At 65.3% G+C, this 18,924-nt stretch carries 15 protein-coding genes and 1 pseudogene; 5 read left to right on the plus strand and 11 right to left on the minus strand.

The genetic code is table 11. From position 1 onward, the window contains the following. The first annotated feature begins 49 nt into the window (after positions 1–49). The 4 genes from ABFA30_RS12530 to ABFA30_RS12545 are packed head-to-tail and all read left to right on the plus strand — an operon-like array spanning position 50 to position 5,010. Positions 50–1,555 carry a uracil-xanthine permease family protein gene (locus ABFA30_RS12530; RefSeq protein ID WP_410045509.1) on the plus strand — a complete coding sequence of 502 codons (1,506 nt, stop codon included), beginning with the start codon at positions 50–52 and terminating at the stop codon, positions 1,553–1,555. Positions 1,556–1,576: 21 nt separating this feature from the next. Next, positions 1,577–2,974 carry an amidohydrolase family protein gene (locus ABFA30_RS12535; protein WP_253091551.1) on the plus strand — a complete coding sequence of 466 codons (1,398 nt, stop codon included), beginning with the start codon at positions 1,577–1,579 and terminating at the stop codon, positions 2,972–2,974. 20 nt (positions 2,975–2,994) lie between these two features. Further along, positions 2,995–3,708: a sulfite exporter TauE/SafE family protein gene (locus ABFA30_RS12540; RefSeq protein ID WP_253080609.1), complete on the plus strand. Its 714-nt coding sequence runs from the start codon at positions 2,995–2,997 to the stop codon at positions 3,706–3,708. Positions 3,709–3,753: 45 nt separating this feature from the next. After that, the gene (locus ABFA30_RS12545) at positions 3,754–5,010 is read left to right on the plus strand and encodes an OprD family porin (protein ID WP_410045510.1); all 1,257 of its coding nucleotides are present in this window, start codon (positions 3,754–3,756) and stop codon (positions 5,008–5,010) included. Positions 5,011–5,055: 45 nt separating this feature from the next. Here the strand turns inward: ABFA30_RS12545 and ABFA30_RS12550 are convergent, their stop codons facing one another. From ABFA30_RS12550 to glcD, 10 genes are all read right to left on the minus strand, one after another. Beyond that, the gene (locus ABFA30_RS12550) at positions 5,056–5,865 is read right to left on the minus strand and encodes a LuxR C-terminal-related transcriptional regulator (RefSeq protein ID WP_410045511.1); all 810 of its coding nucleotides are present in this window, start codon (positions 5,863–5,865) and stop codon (positions 5,056–5,058) included. A gap of 49 nt (positions 5,866–5,914) precedes the next feature. Further along, entirely contained in the window at positions 5,915–7,240 is a 1,326-nt protein-coding gene (locus ABFA30_RS12555) for an MFS transporter (RefSeq protein WP_368815849.1), read from the minus strand. A 70-nt stretch (positions 7,241–7,310) separates the two neighbouring features. After that, on the minus strand, positions 7,311–7,493 hold the full coding sequence (locus ABFA30_RS12560; RefSeq protein ID WP_225789228.1) for a DUF2783 domain-containing protein: 183 nt from the start codon (positions 7,491–7,493) through the stop codon (positions 7,311–7,313). A 10-nt stretch (positions 7,494–7,503) separates the two neighbouring features. Beyond that, a complete protein-coding gene (locus ABFA30_RS12565; RefSeq protein ID WP_410045512.1) occupies positions 7,504–9,192 on the minus strand; it encodes an FAD-dependent monooxygenase in 1,689 nt (562 codons plus the stop codon). Positions 9,193–9,378: 186 nt separating this feature from the next. After that, entirely contained in the window at positions 9,379–11,064 is a 1,686-nt protein-coding gene (locus ABFA30_RS12570; RefSeq protein ID WP_253091548.1) for a lactate permease LctP family transporter, read from the minus strand. Between the two features lie 216 nt (positions 11,065–11,280). After that, on the minus strand, positions 11,281–13,458 hold the full coding sequence (locus ABFA30_RS12575; protein ID WP_410045513.1) for a malate synthase G: 2,178 nt from the start codon (positions 13,456–13,458) through the stop codon (positions 11,281–11,283). Between the two features lie 45 nt (positions 13,459–13,503). Beyond that, entirely contained in the window at positions 13,504–13,902 is a 399-nt protein-coding gene (locus tag ABFA30_RS12580; protein WP_225789232.1) for a heme-binding protein, read from the minus strand. A 9-nt stretch (positions 13,903–13,911) separates the two neighbouring features. Continuing rightward, positions 13,912–15,129, minus strand: a complete 1,218-nt coding sequence (gene glcF, locus ABFA30_RS12585) for a glycolate oxidase subunit GlcF (protein WP_410045514.1) — start codon at positions 15,127–15,129, stop codon at positions 13,912–13,914. A gap of 9 nt (positions 15,130–15,138) precedes the next feature. Continuing rightward, positions 15,139–16,191, minus strand: a complete 1,053-nt coding sequence (gene glcE, locus ABFA30_RS12590; RefSeq protein WP_410045515.1) for a glycolate oxidase subunit GlcE — start codon at positions 16,189–16,191, stop codon at positions 15,139–15,141. Then, on the minus strand, positions 16,191–17,690 hold the full coding sequence (gene glcD / locus ABFA30_RS12595) for a glycolate oxidase subunit GlcD (protein ID WP_225789235.1): 1,500 nt from the start codon (positions 17,688–17,690) through the stop codon (positions 16,191–16,193). The genes glcE and glcD overlap by 1 nt, the downstream gene beginning before the upstream one ends. A 258-nt stretch (positions 17,691–17,948) precedes the next feature. Between glcD and glcC the strand changes: the two genes are divergently transcribed. Beyond that, positions 17,949–18,728: a transcriptional regulator GlcC gene (gene glcC / locus ABFA30_RS12600; RefSeq protein ID WP_225789236.1), complete on the plus strand. Its 780-nt coding sequence runs from the start codon at positions 17,949–17,951 to the stop codon at positions 18,726–18,728. 80 nt (positions 18,729–18,808) lie between these two features. Here the strand turns inward: glcC and ABFA30_RS12605 are convergent. Continuing rightward, positions 18,809–18,924 (minus strand): annotated as a pseudogene (locus tag ABFA30_RS12605) (2-hydroxy-3-oxopropionate reductase); the annotation flags it as partial.

Raw genomic sequence — 18,924 nt, forward strand, 5'->3', positions numbered from 1 at the left:
GGCTATCAGCTACTGAGGCGCGCCGGGGTGATGGATGCGTTGACAGTCGATGTGGACAGGGATACATTTCACCCAAATCGATTTGGGTAAACAAACAAATCGATTTGGTAGGGGAGATAACAGCATTTTTCCTGCCAAGGCTCGTCCAGATCCAAATAACAATAATTCAATGGGCCGTCGCTGGCGGCTCAGGTCGAGGTGGGATATGCCGGATATCGAGAAGAACCCTGTTAGCCCTGTTGATGAGCGCCTGCCCTGGCGCCAGTTGCTGATGTTTGGTGCCCAGCATGTGCTGGTGATGGCGGCATCGCCGATCGCGTCGGTGTTTCTGATGGCCACGGCCCTCGGCTTTTCCAGTGAGCTGACGCTACAGCTGCTCAGCGCCACCTTTCTGGTCTGTGGCCTGGGCACGTTGTTGCAGTCGCTGGGCTTGCGGGGCTGTGGCGCACGCCTGCCGTTCATCATGCTGCCCGGCGGCGCACCGATCATGTTGTTCATCCTGATCGCCCAGCAGAACGGTGTGGCGACGGCATCGGGCGCGGTGATCCTGACGGGCATTTTCTACTTTCTGGTGTTGCCGGTGTTTCGGCGCCTGCTACGGTTTTTCCCTTCGGTGGTCGTGGGCACCATGTTGCTGCTGGTCGCGGTCAACCTGGTCAAGCTGTCGGGCCAGTTGATTGTCGGCCAGCCCGGCAGCGCGCATTTCGCCGCGCCCCAGCAACTGCTGCTGGCCTTTGCCACCATCGCCATCACCGTGCTCTGCGCGCGGCTGTTGCGCGGCACGCTGGGCCAGTTGTCGATCTTGCTGGGCTTGCTGGGCGGCAGTTTGCTGGCAGTGGCCATCGGCGCATTCGACCGCGCAGGCCTTGGTGCCTACCCCTTGTTGAGCCTGCCGACCTTCATGCCGTTCGGCGTGCCGCACTTCGATGTGTTCGCCTCGATCCCTCTGATGCTCTTTTGCCTGGTTTCGATGGTAGAGGCCACCGGCCAGACCGTGGCCATCAGTGAAGCGGTAGACAAACCCCTGGACGTACATAAAGACGTGGTGCGGACGATCCGTGGCGATGCGCTGACCTCGATCTTCGGTGGTTTCATGGGCACTTCGCTGATCATCACCAGCGGCGAAAACATCGGCGTCATCCGTGCCACCCATGTGCGTTCACGCTATGTGACTGCAGTTTCCGGCGTGTTGTTGCTGGTCTTCGCCTTGCTTGCCCCGCTGGCACGGTTGATCGAAGGCGTACCTGAAGCCGTGGTCGGCGGTACCAGCCTGATTGTGTTTGCCATCGTCGGCACCATGGGCATCGACATGCTGCGCAAAGTGGACCTGCGCAACCACGGCAACATGTATGTGGTGTCCATCGCCCTGGCCGTCGGGCTACTACCGATTCTTGTGCCTGGCGTCTACAGCCAGTTCCCCAACGGCATCGCGGGGCTGCTCGGCAATGGCGTTGCCATGGGCGCGCTGACCGCGGCCGTCATGAACTTTCTTTTCCATTGCATTGGCCGCCCGCACACCGCCGCGGACGCCAAGGCAAAGCTGATCAACTCCTGACCTGCACACTAAGGTTTTTATATGAACTGCTCCTTTACCCATCACCTGGCGGTTTCGCCAGAGCACCTTGTCGCGCCCGGCCAACTGCTGGCCCCCGACTGGCTGTTGCTGCCGGAAGGGCCGCGCCGAGATCACGCCGTGCGCGTGGTCGATGGCCACTTCGCCGATGTCGGCCCGCTGGCGCTGCTGCAAGGCCGCTATCCCGACCATGCCGTCCTGCGTCTTGAAAGCCAGCTGTTGATGCCGGGCTTCATCGATACCCATCACCACCTCAGCCAGAGCTTCGGCAAAGGCCTGGTGTTTGGCGAGCCGTCGGAGATCTTTCGTCGCGTGTGGATTCCCCTTGAGGGCTCGCTGGATACCGACCTGCTGTACCTGACCAGCAAACTGGCCGCCTTCGAGTCGTTGCGTGGCGGTTTCACCACGGTGTGCGATGCCGGTACCCGCTCCAAGGAGGGGGTGGAGGCAATTGCCCAGGCGGTCCATGAAGTGGGCATACGCTGCGTACTGGCCAAAACCTGCAACGACCTGGAAGGCGAGCGTGTACTCGATGCCCACCAGGTGCTCTCGGTGGCTGAGCAGCACCTGGCCGCGTGGGACAACGACTCGCTGATCACTCCGTCGCTGGCAATCCCCATCCCCGAGATTGCCACCGACCCCACCCTGGGCGCTGCGTACCGCCTGTGCCATGAGGCGGGCAGGGTGTTCCAGAGCCATGTCAACGAACACCTGGTTGCAGTCGAGCGTTCCCTTGAGCGTTACGGGGTAAGGCCCCTCGAGCAACTGCACCGGGCGGGCGCGTTGGGGCCGGGGGCATTGCTGGCCCACGCGACACTGCTGACCTCGAACGAGCTCTGCCTGCTGCGCGATAGCGGCGCAGCCGTGAGCTACAACCCGGTGGCCAGCGCCTGGAAAGGCAACGCCGTTGCCCAGGCGCACCTGATGCACTGCCTGGGAATTCCCGTTGGCCTGGGCACCGACGGCACCCGTGGTGACGGTTTCCGCCTGCTCGATTACGCCGAAGCTGCGCAGCGCTTTGCCCATGGGTTGCCGGTTGGCGACTCGGTGTGTGGCAGCGGCCAGTTGTGGCTGGACATGGGCACCGGTAACGCCGCTGACGTGCTGGGGCTGGGCAAGGTGACCGGGCGCATCGCGTCGGGTAAGGCGGCGGATTTCCTGCTGGTGGACCTGGCGGTCCCCGAGTTGCTGCCGTCCTGGAACCTGCCCTGGGACCTGGTCAGGCTCGCCAACCGCGACCAGATCCAGGCCGTGGTGGTGCAGGGCAAGGTACGCCTGTGGCAAGGCTGGCCCACTGACTGGGATGCACGCGACCTGATGCGCCGGGTCGATGCGCTGGCCAGAAGCGTCGTCGACCAGGCCCCCATCCATAAAGTGCACCCCTTGCCGAGCGTGGCTTGACTGACAGGAACGAAAGAACGATGAATCTACCCTTCGACCCCCTGTACATCATTGCTGTCGCCGTCGCGTGCGGTGCGCTTATCCAGGGTACGACGGGCATGGGCTTCGCACTGATCGTGGCACCGGTAATGGGATTGCTGGCGCCGGAGTCCTTGCCCATCAGCCTGCTGATATTGATGTTGCCGCTCAATGCCGCCGTTGCCTGGCGCGAGCGTAGCGCCATCGATTTCAGAGGCAGCTCATGGATTACCCTGGGGCGTTTTGCCGGCACGTTTGGCGGCCTTTGGATCCTGCTCTTGCTGCCGCTTTCGCAGCTCAACCTGCTGATCGGGCTGTCGACGATCGCCGCGTGCCTGGCCACTTGGTTGGCGCCGTCTTTTGTGCCCGGGCGCCGGGCGCTGATCTCAACCGGCGTGATCACCGGCATCACCGAAACCGCCACCGGTGTGGGCGGCCCGCCGCTCGCCCTGGTGTACCAGCACTCGCCGGTGGCCACCTTGCGGGGCTCTGTGGCCCTGTGCTTTCTGGTGGGAGAGGTGATTTCGCTGGTGGCGCTGGCTGTGGGCGGGCATTTGCACACCGAGCAGGTCTCTCCGGTGCTGGCCCTGTGCGTGCCTTTGGCGCTGGGTGTGGTCGCCAGCCACTGGGCCCGCCACCTGATCAACGAGACGCGCCTGCGCCGCTTCGTACTCATCTTCGCCTTCGTCTCCGGGGCGCTTCTGCTGGTGCAATAAGCCCCCCCATCGCATTCCACAACAAGTACAAAAAAGGAATTCGTCATGTTTGCCTTGAACAACCCGATTACCCGGGCGGCTCTGTTGTGCACGTCTGCCTGGTCCGCCATGGCGGATGCAGGCTTGATCGATGACAGCAAGGCCACGGTATTGCTGCGCAATTACTACTTCGACCGCGACTACAGTGACACCGGTGCGGTGCAAAGCCAGCGCCAGGAGTGGGCCCAGGGCTTCATCATCAAAGGCACTTCCGGCTACACCCCGAGCGCTGTGGGCGTGGGCCTGGATGTCCTGGGCCTGGTGGGCGTCAAACTGGACAGCAGCCCGGACCGCACTGGCACCGAACTGCTGCCCTATGACCATGACGATGGCCGTGCGCCGGCCAGCTATGGCCGTTTGGGGCTGACCGCCAAGGTGCGCTTGTCGCGCACCGAACTGCGCTTGGGGGAACTGATGCCAGACGTGCCCATCCTGCGCTTCAATGACGGTCGGTTGCTGCCGCAGACCTTTCAAGGCGCCATGCTGACCTCCAGGGAGATCGATCGCCTTGTCCTGCATGTCGGCCAGATCCACGCCTTCAGCCCGCGCAGTGCCGCAGACAGCGAAGACCTTTACCCCTCGGTCGGCGGCCGTACCGTTGCAACCGCGACCTCTGACCGATTCACCTACGCCGGCGGCGAGTACCGCCTGGGCAAGGATTCGGCGCTAGGGTTGTGGACGGCGGAGCTGGACAACGTCTACCGGCAGAACTACTACAGCCTCACGCACTATCAACCGGTTGGCGGTTGGACGGTCGGCGGTGTGCTGGGAGCGTTCGACACCCGCGACACAGGCCGTTCGCTGGCAGGCGCGCTGGACAACCAGGCGGCTTCACTGCTGCTGTCTGCCGCCCATGGTGGTCACCGGTTCTACATGGGGTGGCAGCGAATGTACGGGGAGGACGGTTGGGTCACGATCGACCGCTCGCTGGGCAGCACCTTGGCCAACGACATGTTCGCCAACACCTTCGTGTACGCCAACGAGCGGTCCTGGCAACTGCGTTACGACTACAACTTCGCCGCGCTGGGCATACCGGGGTTGACGCTGTTGGTGCGCTACGCCCACGGCGACCATATCCATAGCGCCGAGACCTCCAACGGGCGGGAGTGGGCGCGTGATGTGGGGCTGACGTATACCTTTCAGTTTCGCAGCCTTCAGGGGCTCAGCGTTCGTTGGGTCAACGCTGAGGTGGGGCGGGATTTTGGGGTAAGCGATTTTACTGAGAACCGGTTGATTGTGAGTTTGCCGGTCGAACTCTTTTAAACTCAAAACCGCTCCCACTACCTTACCCTTTGGACCCGCAAAGCATCACCGCCAACGCCCTGCCTGAGTCGCCAACCCAATCAGCTCCCGCAACCCACTGGTGCCCAGCTTGCGATAAAGACGCTTGATATAGGTGGCCGCACTGGAAGGGCGTACCCCCAGGCTCACAGCGATTTCATCGTTGTCGATACCGCTCAGCAGCAAGCGCAGCAGCTCCCGGTCACGCAACGTCAACTCCGGATACAGGCCAGCCAGCCGCTCGGTCAGCAACAGCGGCAGTTCATTGGCTTGCAGGTAAGCCAGGTAATGCATCCGCACGATCTGCATCAACAGCGGCGCCGAGGCCTCCATGAAGTCCAGCTCCTGGGCAGAAAAGCTGCCGTGTTCACGCCCTCGGTAGAAGTTCACCGACAGCCAGCGCCCCTTGTCACAGCTGGCCAGCAGTGCGAGCCGCTCGGCGATCTTCGGTTGCTCGTAGCAGATGCGCCGGTATTCAGCATGGCCGATGTCGTCGATACGTTGGCGCTGCACCACGATTCGCTCGCCGCCATTGCTGCAGGCCATGGCGTGCTGGTTGCCGTCCTGGCTGTAGAAGCGCTCGGCATAACGGCTGGAAATCTGCAACAGCGACACTTCGCGGGCCCGGTCGGCGAAGGTGAACACCCGGGGGTTGCGGCGTGGCGCGTAGGCGAACACCGTGCACTGCGCCAGGGGAATGCCGCTGCCAATCAACTGCAGCAGGTCGCCGGCCAGTTGCCGCCGATGGTTCTCTCCAACCCGGCCCAGCAAGGCGGCTGCCTGCCCGATGTTCAGGCAGCGCTCCGGCTCGATCGTGCGCAGCGGCCAGAATTGCATATCCGTTTCCTCACTAGGGCGTCGACTTCGAGCACTGTACGCCAGTCTATCAGGCGGCGGTTCGGTTAGCCGACAGCGGCAGACACAAGGCCAACAGCGCCCCGACCAGCATGAGCACGCCTGCGTAGATGAACCCGGCCGTGAAGCCTTGGGTCAGGTCCTTGAGCCAGCCCACCAGCAGTGGGTTCAGGGCCGAGCCCAGGTTGCCGAGGGCATTGATCAGGGCAATGCCCAGCGCCCGGGCTTCGATGCTCAAGCACTGGTCGGGCGTGGTCCAGAAAATCGACATCGCCGTGTAGGAGCCGGCCGCGGCCAGGCATACACCGGTCAACTGCAGCGTCGCGCCACCGCCGGGCAGCGCCAGCAACCAGCCGATCGCCGCCAGCAACATGGGCAGCACCAAATGCCAGCGGCGTTCGGCGGTGCGATCCGAATGCAGTCCCCAGACGACCATCGAGACGATGGTCACGACCTGGGGGACGGCGGCAAGCAGGCCGATCGCCTGGTGGCTCCCGGTACTGTTGAAGCTCTTGACGATCAAGGGTGTCCATACCGCAATCATCGCCAGCGTGTTGACCAGGCAGAAATACACCATGCCGAACAACAGGATGCGCGGCGAGGCCAGCTCCATCAGCACGCTGCGTGGCGCTGCTGCCGGCTTGCCGGGGCCCTTGCGCTCGGCGTCCAGCGCAGCGAGCAGCAATGCTTGCTCCTTGGCATCGAGCCAGTTGGCCTGGCGCGGGCTGTCATCCAGGTAACGGAACACCACGAACCCGACCAGCACCGAGGGCAACCCCTCGAGCAGGAACAGCCATTGCCATCCTTTCAAACCCCAGGTGCCGTCGAGCCCGAGGATCAGCCCCGACAATGCCGAGCTGAAACCCGCCGTGAACGGCATGGCGATCATGAACAGCGCATTGGCCCTGGCGCGGTAGGCGCTCGGGAACCACAGGGTGAGGTACAGCAGCACGCCGGGCAGGAATCCGGCTTCGGTAATGCCCACCACGATCCGCAGCAGGTACAGGGACAGTGGGCCAGTGGCGAATAACGTCGCGGTCGAGGCCAGCCCCCAGGCAATCATCAAGCAACCGATCCAGCGTCGGGCGCCAATACGGGCCAAGGCCAGGTTACTGGGGATACCGCAGGCGATATAGGCGACATAGAACAGCGTCGTGGCGAGGCCGAACTGGGTACTGCTCAACTGCAGGTCGGCCATCATCGTCAGGCCGGCGAAGCCGATGTTGATCCGGTCCAGGAACGACAGCACGAAGCACAGGAACAAGAAGGGGATCAACCGACGGGCAACTTTGCGCCCGACACGGTGATAGTCACTGGATGCGCAGGCAGGCGCGGCCTCGGCGACAGCGTGGGTCATGGGGACCACCTGATTGTTATTATTGGGAAGTCCATTGCCCGGCAGGCGCCGGGCGACGGGGACAGGCCAGCTAAAGATCGCGCGAGGCGATCTCGACCAATTGGGCGAAACGCTCGGCATCGCCCAGCGCTTCGGCCGCCAGCAGGGCCAGCTTGACCAACATCAGCTCCCGCTTGCCTTCGGGCGTGCGGTCCAGGCTGTCGGCCAGGTGGTCGTAGAGGGTTTCCAGATCGGCGATGGTCAGGGTCGACATGATGCTCTCCTCAGTGATTGCCCAGGGCGCTATGGATGCCGGCCACCAGCGCAGCTGCGCTCAGGGTTTGCCAACGCGCGCATACGTGTTGGTCCGGACGGGCCAGGTAGGCACCGCCCAGCGGTGCCCCATAGCGTTGGCGCAGGCGGCCACTGCGATCATCCAGGGACAAGTCCGCGCCCTTGACCTGGGCACCCACGGCGATCACCCGAAGCGGTACTCCTTGCGCCTGCAAGCTCGAAACCTGGGCCTGAACGTCCTGTGGCAGTTCTGCGGCATCGCTGAACCAGAGCAGATGAAACGCCGCCCCGAGGTGATCGAAGAGGAAGTCGTCGTCGCCCAGGCGCAGGTTCAGCAGCGTAGCGCCTACCCGTGGCCCCTGGGTGAACAGGTGGTCATCGTCGTCCCGGCAATTGAGCGGCGAGTCGCAATAGTCATGCGGCCTGGAGGTGCGCCAGTGGTACAGCGGCCGAACGAACGCCTGGCTCAGCGACAAGGACAGCACCGCATCGCGCAGCAAGCGCTGCCCCGTGCTGGGTGGTGTCATGAAGCGCGTGCTCTTTCCCGCCTCCTGGATGATCTCGCGAGCCGCGCCCACCCGTTCATGGCTATAGGAGGGCAACAGTTCAGGGCCAGCCAGGCCTTTGATCTGCAAGGCCAGTTTCCAGCACAGGTCGCTGACGTCCTGAAACCCGGTATTCGCCCCGCGCACGCCGAAAATCGGCAGCAAGTGGGCGGCATCTCCCGCGAACACAACCCGCCCTTGGATGTACTCGGGCAGTGTCAACGCACGTGCCGAATACACCGAGCTCCAGTCCAATGCCCAACGACGATCCTGCACACCCACCAAGGCCAGCTGCGCGTCGATACGCGCGCGCAACGACTCGGGCGACAGCGCCTGCTCGGGCGTTTCGTCAGCCGGCAACTGGTAGTCGATACGCCAGATATCGTCCGGCTCACGGTGCATCAATACCGTGTTCCCCGGGTTCCAGGGTGGGTCGAAGTAGGCCAGCCGTTCGGTGGGCAGGTCGATCTTGATACGGATATCGGCAATCACGAAGCGGCCTTCATAGGCTGCCCCTTCCAGTTTCAGGCCAAGGAGGCTACGCAGGGCCGAGCGTGCACCGTCGGCCGCGATGACCCAGCTGCTTTCCAGTGAGTACAGGCCGGCTGGCGTATCCACCTCCAGGCATGCGTGATCATCGTGCTGGCGTACCTCGACAACCTTGTTGCCCCAGCGCAGCTCGATCAGCGGGTTGGCCAGGGCGGCCTGCACCAGTTCATGCTCCAGGCATGGCTGCTGCAGGTTGGTCATGGGCGGGAAGCGGTCGTCGTCATCGTGGGGCGCTTCCATGCGGTACACCAGCTGGTTGCGGTAGAACGAATTGCCGAAGCGCCAGGCAAGCCCGGCCTGGGTGACTCGATCAGCGACACCCACCTGCTGCAGGATCTCCAGCGAACGACGCGTGAAGACGATGGCACGGCTGCCCTCGCTGACCTGCTGCTCGGCCTCCAGCACCACGCTGGGGATGCCATATCGCGCAAGCTCCAATGCCGCCGTCAGGCCAATGGGGCCGGCGCCGACCACCACGACCGCCTCACGATGGCGGGAGACGGCACCCACGGCCGCGGTAAAGGCGGGATAGACCTGGTAATCGAAATAAAGCGAGCGTCGTGGCTCGACCGATGGGCAGTGCATGCTGAATGCTCTCCGATGTTCTTGTGTTTGTGGGCAGAGACCACTGAAATCGAAGGCAATCCTAATCGCGATGTTTTGCCGCCCATGTCCCCATAAAGGGACAAGTGTTCATCAAGCGGCCAGGTGAAGGTGCGCTGGCAGCAGGGAGAGAGCAGCCCGCTGCTCTCTCCCTGCGCCCAATGGGTATCAATGCACCAACATACCGGTGAACACATACGCCTGCGACAACGTGATCAAACCGATGATGGCGGCGAAGATCAGGCTGTGCTTGAGGGTAAAGCGGAACAGGTCCGACTCCTTGCCAACGATGCTGGTGGCGGCGCAGGCCACGGCGATCGACTGTGGCGAGATCATCTTGCCGGTCACGCCGCCACTGGTATTGGCAGCCACCAGCAGGGTGTCGCTGACGCCGATCTGGTGCGCGGTGGTGGCCTGCAGCGAGCCGAACAGCGCGTTGGACGAGGTGTCGGAGCCAGTCAGGAACACGCCCAGCCAGCCGAGGAACGGCGAGAAGAACGGGAACGCCGCGCCAGTACCGGCCAGCACCAGCGCCAGGGTGGTGGACATGCCCGAGTAGTTGGTGACGAAGGCGAAGGCCAGCACCATGCCGATGGACAGGATCGGCAGCTTCAGTTCGACCAGGGTCTCCTTGAAGCTGGCAAGGCCTGTCTTCCAGTCGATGCGCAGGACGAACATCGACAACAGCGCCGACAGCAGGATCGCGCTACCGCCCGCCGACACCAGGTCGAACTTGTACACCGCCGCCATGGGAGTGGGCTCGGCGACGATGGGCGCGGCCTTCATCACCAACTGGTCCAGGTGCGGGATGGCGAGCACCAGTACCAGTTGCTCCAGCGCTCCGCCCGGAGCGAACAGGGCCTTGAACGGCTTGAGCGTCCAGATGGTCACCAGCACGGTGAGGATCAGGAACGGCGACCAGGCCTTGAGGATCTGCCCGAAGGCGTAGGGCGAGGGCGTGGCGCTGCGGGCGCCGGAGAAGCCGCCCATCACGGCGGCGCCGCCAGACATGCCGACGACCTCGCGATCCGCAGCGCGGGTCGGTTGCCAGACCTTGAGGAACAGCGTCAGCGACACGATGCTGACCAGCGCCGACGTGATGTCCGGCAACTCCGGGCCGATGTAGTTGGAGGTCAGGTACTGGGTGATGGCGAAACTGCTACCGGCCACCAGGGCGGCGGGCCAGGTCTCCTTGACGCCGCGCCAGCCATCCATGATCGCCACCAGCCAGAACGGCACGATGACCGACAACAGAGGCAACTGGCGCCCGGCCATGGCGCCGATCTTGAAGGCGTCGATGCCGGTCACCTGCCCGGCGACGATGATCGGCACGCCCAGGGCACCGAAGGCCACCGGGGCGGTGTTGGCGATCAGGCACAGGCCGGCGGCATACAGCGGGTTGAAGCCCAGGCCCACGAGCAGGGCACCGGTGATTGCCACAGGCGCACCGAAACCTGCCGCGCCTTCGAGGAAGGCGCCGAAGGAGAAGCCGATCAGCAGCACCTGCAGGCGCTGGTCGTCGGTGATCGACAGTACCGAACTGCGGATCACCTCGAACTGGCCGCTCTTGACCGTGAGCTTGTAGAGGAACACCGCCGCGACGATGATCCAGGCGATCGGCCACAGGCCGTAGGCGAAGCCGTAGCCGGCGGCGGCGAAGGCCATGTCCAGGGGCATGCCGTAGGCCAGGGTGGCGACGAGGATCGACAGCACCAGGGTGAGGGTGCCGGCCAGGTAGCCTTTCATGCGAAAGACGGCGAGGGCGACGAAGAAAAAGATGATCGGGATCAGCGCGACCAGCGCCGACAGGCCTAGGCTGCCGAGCGGGGTGTACATCTGTTGCCAGGTTTGCATGTCAAAAGCCTCTTCTTATTGTTGGTAGCTTGTCAGGGGGGGGCGTGTCGACGGGGATGAGGTCTCCGGGTGGGTCAGTGGTCAGGTGGTGTCTGTTCGGGCCTGTTCGTGGGCACGCCCGCTCCCACAGGGCCTTGCAAGTCACACCATTGGTGATCGACTTGGCCCTGAGAGCCGGCTTGCCGGCGATGGGCTGCAAGGCAGCCCGGTACAGATTCAGCGCGCCTGCTTGAAACGCAGCCGCCAGGCATGCAGCAGCGGCTCGGTATACCCGCTGGGCTGCTCACGCCCCTTGAACACCAGGTCGCTGGCTGCGCGGAAGGCATACGAGCTCTCGAAATCCGATGCCATCGGCCGGTACGCGGGGTCGCCGGCATTCTGCTCGTCGACCACCCGCGCCATGCGCTCCAGCGTCGCGCGAACCTGGTCGGCGCTGACCACGCCGTGGTGCAGCCAGTTGGCGATGTGCTGGGCGGAGATGCGCAGGGTGGCGCGGTCTTCCATCAGGCCGACGTCGTGGATGTCCGGCACCTTGGAGCAACCGACCCCCTGTTCGACCCAGCGCACGACGTAGCCGAGGATGCCCTGGCAGTTATTGTCCAGTTCCGCCTGGATCTCGGCGGCGCTCCAGTCGCGCGTGGGGCTGACCGGCACGCTGAGCAGGTCACGCAGCAGGCTTTCGCGCTGGCTGTGCAGGTCGATGCGTTCGAGCTCCCGCTGCACCTGGCGCACGTCTACCTGGTGGTAGTGCAGGGCATGCAGGGTGGCGGCGGTGGGCGAGGGCACCCAGGCGGTAGTGGCGCCGGCCTTGGGGTGGGCGATCTTCTGTTCGAGCATGGCCGCCATCAGGTCCGGCATGGCCCACATGCCCTTGCCGATCTGTGCACGGCCGCGCAGGCCGCAGTCCAGCCCCACCAGCACGTTGTTGCGTTCGTAGGCCTGGATCCACGGGGTGGACTTCATGTCGCCCTTGCGCAGCATGGCGCCGGCTTCCATGGCCGAGTGCATCTCGTCGCCCGTGCGGTCGAGGAACCCGGTGTTGATGAACACCACGCGGCTGGCCGCCTCGGCGATGCACGCCTTGAGGTTGACGCTGGTGCGCCGTTCCTCGTCCATGATGCCCATCTTCAGGGTGTGGCGGGCCAGGCCGAGCAGGTCTTCGACACGGCCGAACAACGTATCGGCAAAGGCGACTTCGGCCGGGCCGTGCATCTTCGGCTTGACGATGTAGACGCTGCCGTTGCGCGAGTTGCCGCGCCGGCGCAGGTCGTGGAGGGCGGCCAGGCTGGTGACCACCGCATCGAGGATGCCTTCGGGAATCTCCTGACCTTGCTCGTCGAGAATGGTCGGGGTGCTCATCAAGTGGCCGACGTTGCGCACGAACAGCAGCGAGCGCCCCGGCAGGGTCAGTGGCGCGCCATCGCGGCCGTGGTAGGTGCGGTCGGGGTTCAGGGTGCGGGTGAAGGTCTGGCCACCCTTGCGCACGCGCTCGGCCAGGTCGCCCTTCATCAGGCCCAGCCAGTTGCGGTAGACGGCCACCTTGTCGTCGGCATCGACCGCGGCCACCGAGTCTTCGCAGTCCATGATGGTGGTCAGCGCCGACTCCAGCAGCAGGTCCTTGATCCCGGCGGCGTCGGTGCTGCCGATGGGGCTGGTCGGGTCGATCTGGATTTCCACGTGCAGGTCGTGGTGCATGAGCAGTACGGCGGCTGGCGACGAGGCTTCGCCCTGGTGGCCGACGAACTGATCCGGTTGGGCCAGGCCGGTCGCCTCACCGTTTTTCAGCGAGACCTGCAACTGGCCGGCTACCACCTGGTAGGCGCTGGCCTCGACGTGGGAGGCGCCCTGCAGCGGGAAGGCCTGGTCGAGGAAGGCGCGGGCGAAGGCGATCACCCGCGCGCCGCGTACCGGGTTGTAGTCGGGGGCTTTGGCCGCACCGTCGTCTTCGGCGATCGCGTCGGTGCCGTACAGGGCGTCGTACAGCGAGCCCCAGCGGGCGTTGGCGGCATTGAGGGCATAGCGCGCGTTCATCACCGGCACCACCAGTTGCGGCCCCGCCTGCACGGTGATCTCGCTGTCGACGTGCTCGGTGCCGACCTTGACCGTTTCAGGTTGCGGCAGCAGGTAGCCGATGCGGGTGAGAAAGTGCTGGTAGGCGTCCATGTCGGTCACCGGCCCAGGATGCGCCCTGTGCCAGGCATCCAGTTCGGCCTGCAGGCGGTCGCGTTCGGCCAACAGGGCGCGGTTGCGCGGGGCCAGGTCGTGCACCAGGGCATCGAGGCCCTTCCAGAAACGCTCCGCTGCGACCTCGGTCCCGGGGAGCACCTCATCCTCGATGAAACGCTTGAAGTTCTCCGCCACCTGCAAACGCTGGCAAGGCACGCGTTCGGTCATGCTCGTCTCTCCTATCACTGGGTCCATCTGTTCTTGAAGCCGCGCTCAGAGCGCGGCGATACCGGCTGCGGCCACTTGGGCGTCCTGCTCGGCCTTGACGCCGGAAACCCCCACGGCGGCGACCACCTGGCCGTCCACCCGCAGCGGCAGGCCGCCTTCGAGCGAGGTCAGCAGCGGCGCGCTGACGAACGCTGTGCGCCCGCCGTTGACCATCTCTTCATAGCCTTTGGTGTCACGCCGGCCGAGGGCCGCGCTACGGGCCTTCTCGGTGGCGATGTAGGCCGCGATGGGCGCGCAGCCGTCGAGGCGCTGGAGGGCCAGCAGGTGGCCGCCGTCATCGACCACGGCGATGCACACCGCCCATTGGTTGCGCTGCGCCTCTTCGTGGGCAGCGGCGAGGATGCGGGCGACGTCGGCCTGCTCGAGTACAGCTTTGCGTTGCATGGCGTTCTCCTAGACGAGTGCTTCTTCCACCAGCTCGATCCAATGGCGCACAGGCGTGCGCCCGGCGCCGTCGAGGTGGGTCTGGCAGCCGATGTTGGCGGTGACGATGACTTCCGGGTTGCCGCTTTCCAGGGCGTTGAGCTTGTTGTCGCGCAATTGCCGTGACAGCTCGGGCTGGGTCAGCGAGTAGGTGCCGGCCGAGCCGCAGCACAGGTGGCTGTCGGGCACCTGGGTCAGGCTGAAGCCCAGGCGTTCGAGCACGTCTTCCACGGCGCCACCGAGTTTCTGCGCATGTTGCAGGGTGCATGGGCAATGGAAGGCCAGGCGCCGGTCGCCGTGGATGCCCAGGCGCTCCAGCGGCTCGGCGCGCAGCACCTCGACCAGGTCGCGGGCCAGGGCACTGACCCGTGTGGCCTTGGCGGCGTAGGTCGGGTCATGCTCGAGCAGGTGGCCGTAGTCGCGCACGAAGGCGCCGCAGCCGCTGGCGGTTTGCACGATGGCCTCGGCACCGGCCTCGATGGCCGGCCACCAGGCGTCGATGTTGCGGCGGGCGCGTTCCAGGCCCTTGTCCTGGGCATTGAGGTGATAGTCCACCGCGCCGCAGCAACCGGCCTCGCGGGCTGGCGTCACCGAGATGCCCAGGCGATCGAGCACGCGGGCGGCGGCGGCATTGGTGTTGGGGGACAGGGACGGTTGCACGCAGCCTTCGAGCATCAGCACACGACGGGCATGCAGCACCCGGGGACGCGGCTTGGCCGGGTGCGGATGGCGCGGCAGCTTGGCTTGCAGCGTCTGCGGCAGCAGCGGGCGGAAGGCCTTTGCGGTGCGAGTCAGGGCTTTGAACACGGCCGGCCGAGGCACCACCGTGCGCAGGCCTTCGCGAAGCAGGCGCTCGCCGAACGAACGCGGTACTCGTGCCTCGACCACGGCACGGCCGATGTCCAGCAGGTCGTGGTACTGCACGCCGGAGGGGCAGGTGGTTTCGCAGTTGCGGCAGGTCAGGCAGCGGTCCAGGTGGGTCTGGGTCTTGGCAGTGACCTCCTGGCCTTCGAGCACCTGCTTGATCAGGTAGATGCGCCCACGCGGGCCGTCCAGCTCGTCGCCCAGCAACTGGTAAGTGGGACAGGTGGCGGTGCAGAACCCGCAGTGCACGCACGAGCGCAGGATCCGCTCGGCTTCCTCGGCGCGGGGAAGGCTTTTGGCTTGTTCGCTCAGGTTGGTTTGCATGGCGCGCTCTCAGATTTCGGCGTACAGACGGCCCGGGTTGAAGATGCCCTGGGGGTCGAGTTGCTGCTTGAGGTTGCGGTGGTAGCGCAGCAGCGGTTCGGCCAGTGGGTGGAAAGGGGCCGGGTCTGGTTGGTGGAGGGTCGCGTGGCCGCCCAGGCGGGCCACGGCCTGGCGAATCAGCACCGGCGGCGCGTCGGACTTCAGCCAGCGCTGCGCGCCGCCCCAGTCCAGCAGTTGCCGGCCCGGCAGTTCGAGCGGTGGGCTGTTGTGCGGCAGCGAAAGGCGCCACAGTGGCTCGGGCGCTTCGAAAAAGTCCAGGCGCTGCTCGCGCAGGTCAGCCCAGTAGCGGCCATCGAGGGCCTCGCCACCCAAGCGCTCGACCGCCGAGGCTACCGAGCCTTCGCCGCCTTCCAGGCGCAGGTGCAGGGCTTTGCCATCGTGGCAGGCCGCGCTGATCGGAATCGGTTGCTGGCCCCATTCGGCCAGCTCGCCCAGGGCCTGGTGCACGTCCATCTCCAGGCGCAGGCTCTGGCACTTGCGCGGCTTGGGCAGCACTTTCAGCGAAACCTCGGTCAGCAGCCCCAGGCAGCCGAAGCTGCAGACCATCAGGCGCGACAGGTCGTAGCCGGCGACGTTCTTCATGACCTCGCCGCCGAAGCGCAGCAGCTTGCCGTGGCCGGTGATGACGCGGGTGCCGAGCACGTAGTCGCGAACCGAGCCGGCCCACGGGCGGCGCGGGCCGGACAGCCCGGCGGCGACCATCCCGCCCAACGTGGCCTCGCGGCCCAGGTGCGGCGGCTCGAAGGGCAGCATCTGCCCGGCGGCATCCAGCGCGGCCTCGATGTCCAGCAGCGGCGTGCCGGCCCGTGCGGTCAGCACCAGCTCGGTCGGGTCGTAGCTGACGATGCCGCGGTGGCTGCGGGTGTCGAGCACGTCGCCGCTCACCGGGCGGCCGAGCATGGCTTTGCTGTTGCTGCCCTGGATGCGCAACGGCGTGCGTTCGTTGAGCGCCTGGTTGACCTGCTCCAGCAGGGCGGCGCTGGCGTCGTGATCGTGTCGCATCAGAAACGCTCCAGTTCAGGGAACGGCAGCTTGCCGTGGTGCACGTGCATCGAGCCGAACTCGGCGCAGCGGTGCAGGGTGGGGATGTTCTTGCCGGGGTTGAGCAGGCCTTGCGGGTCGAAGGCATGCTTGACCGCGTGGAACAGGGTCAGTTCGTCGCTGTTGAACTGCGCGCACATCTGGTTGATCTTCTCGCGCCCCACGCCGTGCTCGCCGGTGATGCTGCCGCCGACCGCCACGCACAGTTCGAGGATCTTGCCGCCCAGGGCTTCGGCGCGCTCCAGCTCGCCAGGTTGGTTGGCATCGAAGAGGATCAGCGGGTGCATGTTGCCGTCGCCGGCATGGAACACGTTGGCCACGCGTAGCCCATATTCGTGCGACAGCTCGGCGATGCCGTTGAGCACCCCGGGGAGTGCGCGGCGCGGGATGGTGCCGTCCATGCAGTAGTAGTCCGGGGAGATGCGCCCCACGGCGGGGAAGGCGTTCTTGCGCCCGGCCCAGAAGCGTGCCCGCTCGGCCTCGTCGCAGGCCAGGCGCACGTCGGTGGCGCCGGCGGCCTTGAGCACCGCCTCGACCTGCACGCAGTCGTCCTGTACGTCGGCTTCCACGCCGTCGAGCTCGCACAGCAGGATGGCGGCGGCATCCACCGGGTAGCCGGCGTGGATGAAGTCTTCGGCGGCGCGGATCGACAGGTTGTCCATCATCTCCAGGCCCCCGGGGATGATGCCGGCGGCGATGATGTCGCCTACCGCGCGCCCGGCCTTTTCCACCGAGTCGAAGCTGGCCAGCAGCACCCGCGCGACCTGGGGCTTGGGCAGCAGCTTGACGGTCACCTCGGTGACGATGCCGAGCATGCCTTCGGAGCCGGTGAACAGTGCCAGCAAGTCGAAGCCGGGTGCGTCCAGGGCGTCGCTGCCCAGGGTCATGTAGTCGCCCTCGACGGTGAGGATCTCGACCTTGAGCAGGTTGTGCACGGTCAGGCCGTACTTCAGGCAGTGCACGCCGCCGGCGTTCTCGGCGACATTGCCGCCGATCGAGCAGGCGATCTGCGAGGATGGGTCGGGGGCGTAGTACAGGCCGTGGGGGGCCGCGGCCTGGGAAATCGCCAGGTTGCGCACCCCTGGCTGGACGCGGGCGAAGCGGCCTTCGGGGTTGATCTCGATGATGCGGTTGAAGCGCGCCATCACCAGCAGGATGCCTTGCTCCAGCGGCAGGGCGCCGCCGGACAGCCCGGTACCGGCGCCGCGGGCCACCACCGGCACCTGGCGGGCGTGGCAGATCTTCAGCAGGGCCTGCACCTGCTCCAGGCGCTCGGGCAGCACCACCAGCAGGGGCACCACGCGGTAGGCGCTGAGGCCATCGCATTCGTAAGGGCGCAGGTCTTCCTGGCTATGGAGAATCTCCAGGTCAGGCAGGGCCTGGCGTAGTGCCGAGAGCAGGGCGGCCTTGTCGACTCGAGGCAGTGCGCCATCGACGCGCTCGTCGTAGAGAATGTTCATAAGGCTCACTTGTATTTTTGTTGTTCTTGGCGGCAGCCGGTGCGCTTGGGGCCTGGTCCGCCCGAAGCTGGCCCACCGGGCCGACGTCGAGCGTAGGCTGCGCGTTCCGAGCCTGTGAGTCGATGAGCGGGTGAACTGGTCGGACCACTTTTTTGGCGTGAGGGGCGAATGTGGGTAGTAGCATCAGGTTTTTTGCGTGAAACTCTTCCCCGAAGCGCACGATAACAAGAAGCTGGTCCGACCAGTTGAGAGGTGGCGATGGACACCGTTGATTCACGCAAGCAAAGCAAGACGCAAGTCGCCGACCAGGTGGCCGAGCGCATCGAAAAGCTGATCGTCGATGGTGTGCTCAAGGTAGGCCAGGCATTGCCTTCCGAGCGGCGCCTGGTGGAGAAACTGGGCTGCTCCCGCTCGGCGTTGCGCGAAGGCCTGCGGGTGCTGCGTGGGAGGGGTATCGTTGAGACCGAGCAAGGGCGAGGCTCGTTCGTCGCAGACTTGAGCCGAACAGGGAATGCGACGCCGCTGATGCATCTGTTCAGCTCGCAGCCACGCACCTTGTTCGATTTGCTGGAGGTGCGGGCGCTCCTGGAGGCGGAGTCGGCGAGGCTGGCCGCGTTGCGTGCCACCGATGTCGACCGGGTGCTGATCAAGCGACGCTACGACGAGATGGTCGATGCCCAGGAGCATCCCTACTCACATGACCCGCAAGAGCACGCCCGGCGCGACCATGCCTTCCACCGGGCGATCAGCGAGGCGTCGCACAACCCGGTCTTGGTGCATACCCTGCAATCACTCAGCGATTTGATGCTGAGTACCGTTTTCGCCTCGGTCAATAATCTCTACTGTCGGCCCGCGCAGAAGCGACAGATCGATCGCCAGCACTCACGGCTCTACCATGCGGTGATGGAGCAGTTGCCCGAACAGGCCCAGCGAGCGGCGCGGGAGCATATCAACAGCGTCCGCGACAACTTGCGCGAGATCGAGCAAGAAGAACAGCGCCTCGTTCGGGCGACCATGCGTTTGGAGGGGTGGAAGTAGCAGCTGCAAGCTTCAAGCGGCAAGCTGCAAGAAAAAGCTGATCGGCTTCTACTTGCAGCTTACCGCTTGAAGCTTGCCGCTTACTCCCCGCGAATCGAGAAGTTGGCCATGTGCTCCAGGCCTTTGATCAGCGCCGAGTGGTCCCAGTTGCCGCCGCCGAGGGCGACGCAGGTGCTGAACACTTGCTGGGCGTTGG

The sequence above is a fragment of the Pseudomonas sp. HLMP genome, assembly GCF_046365545.1.
GTDB classification, from domain to species: Bacteria; Pseudomonadota; Gammaproteobacteria; order Pseudomonadales; family Pseudomonadaceae; genus Aquipseudomonas; species Aquipseudomonas guariconensis_B.